This is a genomic window from Micromonospora sp. 15K316, assembly GCF_004348525.1.
GTDB lineage: Bacteria > Actinomycetota > Actinomycetes > Mycobacteriales > Micromonosporaceae > Micromonospora.
This window is the reverse complement of sequence record NZ_SMKG01000266.1, coordinates 1-7,437: the sequence shown is the minus strand read 5'-3', so window position 1 is coordinate 7,437 and position 7,437 is coordinate 1. Positions and strand designations below refer to the sequence as shown.

The following is a 7,437-nucleotide window of genomic DNA, read 5'->3' as shown; positions in this document are numbered from 1 at the left end:
GCCGTTCCCCACGGCACTCCTCCCCCGGCTCACCCACGCGGCTCCCCCGGCTCACCCTCGGGCGATCGCGCTGGCCGGGCTCGTGCCGCCGGTCGCCGACCTGATCGTCTCCGCCGCGATCACATCGGTGGCCGCTCGACCGGATAGCCGCGCTCGGGAGCCTGATACCTCAGAGGGATATTTATGCCTCTGAGGTATCAGGCTCACTATCGTCACGACGACGACGGCGGCGGCGAGCACGGCGCTCGCCCCGACCGCGGTCCGCGTGCCCCCGGCGGGAGGCCGGGGGCGCAATCGATCGAGTCGGGTAGCTGCCGCTGCGGTATCGCCACGGCAGCCGTGTGCGCCACGATCTCCGCCAGGTCGACCCGCCTGGTGAGGATCCTCGGCCGTACCGTCCGCCAGCAGTTCGGACGGAGCTACCGGGTGGTCCCGCTGGTCGAGCTGGACGTGACCGACCCGCGCACGGCAGCCCTGCTGCACCGCTACCGCGAAGGACAGCTCCGCCCGGGCTGAACCGTCAGCCGGCGGAACGCTCCCAGTCGATGGTGGGGCGGCCGGCGTCGGCGAGGGCCTTGTTGGCCGCGCTGAACGGCCGGCTCCCGAGGAAGCCGCGCGGGTTCATCGGGCTGGGGTGGCCCGCCTCCAGCACCACGTGCTGCGGGTTGCTGACCAGGGCCGCCTTCTTGCGGGCGTAGCCGCCCCAGAGCAGGAAGACCACCCGCTCGGGGAGCGCGTCCAGCGCTCGGATGGTGGCGTCGGTGAACTCCTCCCACCCCTGGTTGGCGTGCGAGCCGGGGGTGGCCTGCCGGACGGTCAGCACGCTGTTGAGCAGCAGCACGCCCTGGGCCGCCCAGCCGGCGAGGTTGCCGCTGCGCGGCTTCGGCGCTCCGACGTCCTCGCCGAGCTCCTTGAAGACGTTGCGCAGCGACGGCGGGACGGAGACGCCCTCGCGGACGCTGAAGCTGAGGCCGTGGGCCTGGCCGGCCCGATGGTAGGGATCCTGCCCGAGGATCAGCACCCGGCACGCCTGCGGGGAGCAGAGCCGGAAGGCGGCGAAGAGATCCTCCAGCGGCGGGAAGACGGTCTGGGTGGCGTACTCCCCGGCGACGAAGTCGGCGAGCGCCGCGGTGCGCGCCGGGTCGAGGTGGGGGGTGAGCACGGCACGCCACTCCTCCGGCAGCAGCGCCAGCAGGTCGAGGGTGGGGACGTCAGCCATCGGCAACCTTTCGTCGGTCGGCCCTCTTCCTACCAGTACCGTCCGACAGCCCGACGGAGGCCGTCCGCGAGCCCGCGCGGACCGGCGTCGCCGCCCCACCGCCCGGGCGCAGGCCGCTCAGCCGAGGGCGTCGAGGCGCTGCGCCCAGTCGCCGCCCACCGGTTCGAGCTCGACGATCCGGGTGTCGTCGTCGCGGCGGTCGATGCGTACCCGAAGGTGCGCGTCGGTGAGCTGCTCGACCAGGCCCTCGCCCCACTCGACCACCGTCACCGACTCGTCGACCGAGGCGTCCAGGTCCAGGTCGTCGATCTCGGCGCGCGGGTCGGCCGCGTCCCCCAGCCGGTACGCGTCGGCGTGCACCAGCGCCACCCGCCCGCCCCGGGCCGGATCCGGCCGGTGCACCCGGGCGATCACGAACGTCGGCGACGTGATCTCCCCCAGCACCGCGAGGCCGGCGCCGATGCCCTGGGTCAGCGCGGTCTTACCGGCACCCAGCGGACCGGTCAGCAGCACCAGGTCACCGGCGCGCAGCACGTCGGCGAGCCGGCGGCCGAACTCCTGCGTGTCGGAGACGGTGGGCAGCTTCACGACGACCTTGTTCAACACTCCTCCAGGAACCTCGCCACCGCGGCGTTGACCTCGTCCGCATGTTCCAGCATCACCACGTGACCACTCTCGGGGATCTTGACGAACTCGGCGTGTGGCAGCCGGCGGACGATCTCCTCCGAGTGGGTCACCGGCGTGATCATGTCCTTGTCACCGACGACCACCAGCACCGGCGTGCCGGCCAGCGCGGCCAACGCCGGGTACCGGGAGTGCGTGGCCAGCGTACGCAGGTACCGGGTGACCGTGTCCGCCGAGGTGCGCGAGTTCATCGTCTCCACGTACGACACGAGCGCCGGGCTGGGGCTGCTGCCGCCGAAACCGTACTTGCGGGTGAGCAGCCACGCCACGTTCGAGGTCGACTTGCGGGCCTTGTCGATGACCGTGCCGCCGTAGCGGGTGGCGTTGCTCATCATGTGCAGCACCGGCCCGCCGACCCGGCCGAGCAGCGCCGGCGCCACCAGCTTGGTCTCGGCGAGCAGCCCGCCGGAGGTGGCCATCAGCACGGTGCCCACCACCCGGTCACCGAACAGCTCCGGGAACAGTTCGGCGAGGGCCATGATGGTCATCCCGCCCATCGAGTGACCGATCAGCACCAGCGGCCCCTCCGGGGCGGTCCGGTCGATCACGCGGCGGAGGGTGTGGCCGAGCAGGGTGAGGTCGTACTCGCCGGTCTCCAGCCGGCCGGAGCGGCCGTGGCCGGGCTGGTCGTACGCGACCACCCGGTGCTCGCCGCGCTCGGTGAGCATCTTGCGCTGGAAGTGGAACGTCCCCATGTCCAGGCAGAAGCCGTGCACCAGCACCACCGTCGGTCGGGGCGCCGTCGCCCGGGCCGGCTCGACGACCTCGACGTGGATGTCGGTGCCGTCCGGCAACTCCAGCCGGAACGCCTCGTCGTACGGCTGCTGGCCGAACGGTTCGCCGGCGTACGGATCGGCCGGGCGGGTCTTGAGCCGGCGGACCAGGACACGTTCGGTGGCGACGCCGGCGGCCAGGCCGGCGGCGGCGACCCCCACCGCGGCGCCGACCACCCCCACGACCCGTCCGGCCGCGCTACGCGGCCGGGGGATGCGGTACGGACTCACGGTTCGCCCCCGGCTCGCGGGCCCGGCTCAGGCTCCGCGCTCATGGCCGCTCGCCGTCGTAGACCCGGGGCACCCGGCTGCTGCCGAACCGGGTGACGATCTCGTAGTTGATGGTGCCCACGGCCTCGGCCCAGTCGTCGGCGGTCGGCTCACCGTCGGCACCGCTGCCGAAGAGGGTCACCACGTCGCCGGCCTCGACCTGGTCGTCCCCGCAGTCGAGCACGAACTGGTCCATGCAGACCCGGCCGGAGATGGTCCGTCGCACGCCGCCGAGGTGCACCGGACCGCAGTTGGAGGCGTGCCGGGGCACCCCGTCGGCGTAACCGAGCGGCACCACGGCCAGGTTCGCCTCCCGATCGGTGGTGTACGTGTGCCCGTAGGAGACGCCGGAGCCGGAGGGCACCCGCTTGCTGAGCACCACCCGGGCGCGGGCGGTCATCGCCGGGCGCAGCCCGAAGGTCTCCCCCGTCACCGGGGAGAGCCCGTAGACGGCCAACCCGGGTCGAACCAGGTCGAAGTGGGTGTCCGGGCGGGTCAGGGCGGCCGCCGAGTTGGCCAGGTGTCGGTACCGGGGACGCAGCCCCGCCTCCTCGGCCATGGCCAGCCCCTCGTGGAAGACGGCCAACTGACGGTCGGTGGTCGGATGGCCGGGCATGTCGGCGTAGACGAAGTGACTCCACACCCCGACGACCTCGACCAGCCCGTCGGACTGCGCCTTGGCGGCCGCCTCGAGCAGGGCCGGCCAGTCCGCGACGGTCGCCCCGCCCCGGGAGAGCCCCGTGTCGATCTTCAGGTGGAGCCGGGCCGGGCGGTTCGCGCGCCGGCTCGCCTCGATCATCTCGTCGAGCTGCGGCAGGCTCGCGGCGGCCAGGTCGACCCCGGCGACGATCCCCTCGTCCAGCGGCAGCCCGGGCGCCAGCAGCCAGGCCAGCACGGGCGCGGTGATCCCGGCCCGGCGCAGCGTGAGCGCCTCGTCGAGCGTGCAGACGCCGAGCCAGGAGGCCCCGCCGTCCAGCGACGCGCGGGCGGCCGGAACCATGCCGTGCCCGTACCCGTCGCCCTTCACCACCGCCATCACCTCTGCGGTGGTGCCGGACCGGATCCGGCTCACGTTCTCACGGATCGCGTCAAGATCGACGCGCACCTCGGCCTGCCACATGCGCCAAGCGTACTTTCCGCAGTGATCAACGCGCGGCTGGACGCACACGTGCGTGACCAGCGCCGTGCCCGGCCGACCGCAACGCCGCACCGGTGCACGGTCGGGCCGGGGCCGCGCCCGCGACACGGCGGGACGTTCAGCCCAGCCGGGCGATCACCGGGCGGAGCGCGGCGGCCACGTCCGATGCGATCACCGGACCGCCGCGGGCCGCCTCCCGGCCCGCCAGCCCGTGCAGGTACGCCGCCGCTGCCGCCGCCCGCTCCGCCGGCAGACCACCGGCGAGCAGCGAGCCGAGCAACCCGGCCAGCACGTCACCGGTGCCGCCGGTGGCCAGCACCGGGGTGCCGGTAGGGTTGACGTACGCCCGGCCGTCGGGGGTGCCGATCACCGTCCGGTCCCCCTTGAGCAACACCACCGCGTTCATCCAGGCGGCGAGCCGTAGCGTGGCCCCGACCCGGTCGGCGCCCGGCTCCTCCCCGCAGAGCCGGGTGAACTCACGCTCGTGCGGGGTCACCACTGTCGGGGCGTCGCGTTTGCGCAGGCTCTCGGCGAGGGAACCGTCCACGAGCAGGGTGAGCGCGTCGGCGTCGAGCACCGCCGGCACCGGCGCGGCGAGCACCGTGCGCAGCTCGGCGGCGGCATCCTCGTCGGTACCCAGCCCGGAGCCGCAGACCCACGCCTGCACCCGACCGGCGTCGGCGACCCGGCCGGTGGCGATCACCGACGGGTGCCGGCGCAGCACCTCGTCCCGGGCACCGCCGGCGTAGCGCACCATGCCGGTCGGCCCGGCCAGCGCCCCGCCGACGGAGAGCACCGCCGCCCCGGGATAGGTGGCCGAGCCGGTGGCCACCCCGACCACCCCCCGCGTGTACTTCTCCGACGCGGGGCCGAGCTTCGGCCACCACCGCGCGACGTCCGACCACTCGGTGACGCGCAGCGCCGGCGTGCCGCGCAGCCACGGCCCCAGCCCGATGTCGACCAGCTCCACCTCACCGGCGAGCGGGGCGGCCGGACCCACCACCAGAGCCGCCTTCAACGCCCCGAAGGTGACAGTCACGTCGGCCCGGACCGCGTTCGGTCGACCGGCGGCGGTGAGCGGCACATGACCGGTGTCGACCGTGACCCCGCTCGGCACGTCCACGGCCACCACGGTGGCCCGCAGGCCGTCGCGCCCGCAGCAGCCGGCCAGGCTGGCGGCCAGCTGCTCCGCCGTCTCCCGCAGCCCGCCGGTGCCGCCGATGCCGACGATCCCGTCCAGCACCAGGTCGAGCACGGCCGGCGGGCGGTCCACCAGCCGACCGCCGGCCGCGCGGAGTGCGGCGAGCCCCTCGGCGTGCGCCCGGCCGGGGGTGAGCAGCAGGACCGACACGGCCGCGCCGCGCCGCGCCAGCTGGGCGCCGGCGAAGAGCGCGTCGCCGCCGTTGTCCCCCGAACCGGCCAGCACCAGCACCCGGGAGCCGTAGACACCACCCCGGTCGGTGAGGATCAGCGCGCACCGGCGGGCCAGCCCGGCGGCCGCACGCTGCATGAGCGTCCCGGGCGGGAGGGTGGCCAGCAGGCCGGCCTCCGCCGCGCGTACGTCCGCCACCCGCCACACCGGTCTCACGGCACCGTCTCCCGTCCCACGTCCCGGGTCCGCCCGCCGGCGGCCCGACCGACCTTCAGCGTTCCGCGACCACCATCGCCGAGGCGATCCCGCCGTCGTGCGACAGCGAGAGATGCCAGTGGTTGATCCCGCGCTCGACCGCCGCCGCGGCCACCGTGCCGGAGACGGTCAACCAGGGCCGGCCGCCCGGATCCGGCACGATCTCGCAGTCGTGCCAGTTCAGGCCGGCCGGTGCGCCGAGCGCCTTGGCCACCGCCTCCTTCGCGGCGAACCGCGCGGCGAGCGACTCCGGCAGGCGCGGACCACCGGAACGGGTGTACCGCTCTGCTTCGGTGAAGAGCCGCTCGGCGAGCAGCGGTGTCCGCTCCAGCGCCCGGGCGAACCGGTCGACCAGCACGACGTCGATGCCGACAGCGACGATCACCACTTCACCCTACCGGCGGGCGCGGGCGCAGATTAGCCGCCGGCTCCGCGCCGGGCAACGCCTGTGGACGACTCGGGCGTACGCCCGCCGCACGCCGTCCACAGGGCACCCGTGCCGCGCGTCCGACCGCCTAGCGTCACGCTGTCGACGTCGATCCATACGGGGGGACAGGATGACCGAGGAGCCGTTCACGGTCCGGCCGGAGGTGCTGCGCGAGGCGGCCCGGGCGCTGGACGACGACGCCTACCGGCTGGCGCACGGGCTGGCCGGCACGCCCGGGTTGACCGTGGCCGCCCCCGGCTGGTCGACGGCAGCGGCGCTGAACGGGCTGGAGGCGGCGGTGCACGGCTGGTTCGGCCGGCTCGGCGGCCGGGTGGCCGAGGCGGGTGCGGCGGTCCGGGCGTCGGTCGACGGCTACCAGGCGGTCGACGACCGCGCCGCCCGCCGGCTCGCCGTCCTGCCCCGATGACCACCGTCGGTTACGCCCAGCTCTGGGCGGCCGATCCCGGGGCGTGGCGAGCCGCCGGTGCGGGGTGGGCCGGGCTGACGACGCTGGTCGACAGGCGTTCGGCGGCGCTGGCGGCGCGGGGTGCGGCGCTGGCGCAGGGGTGGTCCGGCACGGCGGCGACGGCGGCCGGGGTGCGGGTCGGCGAGCTCCGCGCCGACCTGACCTCGCTGGCACCGGCACTGATCGAGGCCGACCAGGTGCTCGCCGAGTTGGCGGCCCGGATCGCGATCGCGAAGGGGCGGCTGGCCGCCGCCGTGACCGTCGCCGACACCTCCGGGCTGGTGATCGACCGCGACGGGCGGGTGAGCGCGGATCCGGCCCGGAGCCGACCGAGCGAGCGGGACGGCCCGGCCGCGGCCCGGGTCGCGGCGGCCCTGCGGGAGGCTCTCGAGTCGGCAGGCGCCGCCGACCGGGCGGCGGCGGCGAGGTTGACCACACTCGCGGCGGCCGCCACGGCGGGCTGGCAGGAACCGCCCCCACCCGCGCGGCCCGCGCCGGACGCCGACCCGGCGCTGGTACGGGCCTGGTGGGCGGGGCTGACGCCGGCCCAGCGACGCTGGCTGGTGGCGAACGAGGCGGCGCTGGTCGGTCGGCTGGACGGGGTGCCGGTGACCGCCCGTGACCAGGCCAACCGGCTCCTGATCGGCGAGCACCGCGCGGAGCTGCTCGCGCAGCGGGCGCGACTGCTGGCCCGGGTGCCGACCGGCCCGGTCGAGGCGGCCCGGCTGCGCTGGCTCGCCGGCCGGCTGACCGGCCTGGACGCGCTCACCGACCGGCTGACCGGGGCGGCGGGGCCGCGCGCGTACCTGCTCGGGCTGGATCCGGGCGGGGAG

8 protein-coding genes and 1 pseudogene are annotated in these 7,437 nt (G+C 75.3%); 3 read left to right on the top strand and 6 right to left on the bottom strand.

Annotation, left to right across the window (positions count from 1 at the left end):
* Window positions 1–375 precede the first annotated feature (375 nt).
* A complete protein-coding gene (locus E1211_RS32780; RefSeq protein WP_165947364.1) occupies window positions 376–516 on the top strand; it encodes a hypothetical protein in 141 nt (46 codons plus the stop codon).
* Window positions 517–520: 4 nt separating this feature from the next.
* Here the strand turns inward: E1211_RS32780 and E1211_RS28935 are convergent, their stop codons facing one another.
* The 6 genes from E1211_RS28935 to E1211_RS28910 form a co-directional block, all read right to left on the bottom strand.
* Entirely contained in the window at window positions 521–1,219 is a 699-nt protein-coding gene (locus E1211_RS28935) for a uracil-DNA glycosylase (RefSeq protein WP_207915550.1), read from the bottom strand.
* 117 nt (window positions 1,220–1,336) lie between these two features.
* Window positions 1,337–1,825: a tRNA (adenosine(37)-N6)-threonylcarbamoyltransferase complex ATPase subunit type 1 TsaE gene (tsaE, locus tag E1211_RS28930; RefSeq protein WP_132352879.1), complete on the bottom strand. Its 489-nt coding sequence runs from the start codon at window positions 1,823–1,825 to the stop codon at window positions 1,337–1,339.
* Window positions 1,819–2,907 carry an alpha/beta fold hydrolase gene (locus E1211_RS28925; protein WP_132352877.1) on the bottom strand — a complete coding sequence of 363 codons (1,089 nt, stop codon included), beginning with the start codon at window positions 2,905–2,907 and terminating at the stop codon, window positions 1,819–1,821. Before E1211_RS28925 ends, tsaE begins: the two co-directional genes overlap by 7 nt.
* Before the next feature lie 40 nt (window positions 2,908–2,947).
* Window positions 2,948–4,066: an alanine racemase gene (gene alr, locus E1211_RS28920; protein WP_132352875.1), complete on the bottom strand. Its 1,119-nt coding sequence runs from the start codon at window positions 4,064–4,066 to the stop codon at window positions 2,948–2,950.
* A 136-nt stretch (window positions 4,067–4,202) separates the two neighbouring features.
* Window positions 4,203–5,672, bottom strand: coding sequence for an NAD(P)H-hydrate dehydratase (locus tag E1211_RS28915; protein ID WP_132352873.1), 1,470 nt, complete (start codon window positions 5,670–5,672; stop codon window positions 4,203–4,205).
* A gap of 55 nt (window positions 5,673–5,727) precedes the next feature.
* Window positions 5,728–6,096: a holo-ACP synthase gene (locus E1211_RS28910; RefSeq protein ID WP_132352871.1), complete on the bottom strand. Its 369-nt coding sequence runs from the start codon at window positions 6,094–6,096 to the stop codon at window positions 5,728–5,730.
* 172 nt (window positions 6,097–6,268) lie between these two features.
* Here E1211_RS28910 and E1211_RS28905 point away from each other — a divergent pair, with 172 nt between their 5' ends.
* Together E1211_RS28905 and E1211_RS28900 are read left to right on the top strand one after the other, a co-directional pair.
* A complete protein-coding gene (locus E1211_RS28905) occupies window positions 6,269–6,565 on the top strand; it encodes a type VII secretion target (protein WP_132352869.1) in 297 nt (98 codons plus the stop codon).
* Window positions 6,562–7,437 (top strand): annotated as a pseudogene (locus E1211_RS28900) (hypothetical protein); the annotation flags it as partial. The gene E1211_RS28905 and the pseudogene E1211_RS28900, both read left to right, overlap by 4 nt.

Excerpts from the sequence above, each read along its gene's own strand:
- E1211_RS28905 (WP_132352869.1), top strand. The coding sequence starts at position 6,269 with ATGACCGAGGAGCCGTTCACGGTCCGGCCGGAGGTGCTGCGCGAGGCG.
- alr (WP_132352875.1), bottom strand. The coding sequence starts at position 4,066 with ATGTGGCAGGCCGAGGTGCGCGTCGATCTTGACGCGATCCGTGAGAAC.
- E1211_RS28935 (WP_207915550.1), bottom strand. The coding sequence starts at position 1,219 with ATGGCTGACGTCCCCACCCTCGACCTGCTGGCGCTGCTGCCGGAGGAG.